The following is a 508-nucleotide window of genomic DNA, read 5'->3' on the forward strand; positions in this document are numbered from 1 at the left end:
CTCTCCTTTATTAACTCAGCATACTTTCTGATACACCACCAATAATTTTAAAAGCTTTCAACAGTAAGAAGATTGACTTCTTTAACCATTTTTTACTTCCCTTAAGCGGTTGCTGATTATTAGTTGAGTTTTCCATAAACATTTCTCCTAGTTAGTATCAGTAAAATCACTAATACTCTCATCTCAACTAGAAAAATAGACTTAATCAGCGGTCAATCCTAACAGGTGCTTGCTTGCTCTCATCGCAAGCAAGCACGATACCGAACCATTACAATACGTCGAATAAAGCCCGCATGAGCCCAGCAAAAGGTAGAGGGTTCTAATCCTCCGCAGGTAAAAATCTTACCTAATACTTATGATGAGTAGTTCGTCTATACATCAACTAACATTTTAGATTATACAATAAGAAAAAAATTAATCAACATTTATTTCGCTATTAGCGAATTTGCAAATAGCAAATTTAAAAGTATGTAATATTAGGGCGTGTCCCTAATTGGCAAACAAGTAT

1 protein-coding gene is annotated in these 508 nt (G+C 34.4%); it reads right to left on the reverse strand.

Annotated features, from left to right (window positions below):
* Positions 1-10: 10 nt before the first annotated feature.
* The gene (locus IQ457_RS13675; RefSeq protein WP_274600275.1) at positions 11-136 is read right to left on the reverse strand and encodes a hypothetical protein; all 126 of its coding nucleotides are present in this window, start codon (positions 134-136) and stop codon (positions 11-13) included.
* Positions 137-508: the final 372 nt, after the last annotated feature.

The organism is Psychrobacter sp. M9-54-1 (genome assembly GCF_016613355.1).
Classification (GTDB): domain Bacteria; phylum Pseudomonadota; class Gammaproteobacteria; order Pseudomonadales; family Moraxellaceae; genus Psychrobacter; species Psychrobacter faecalis.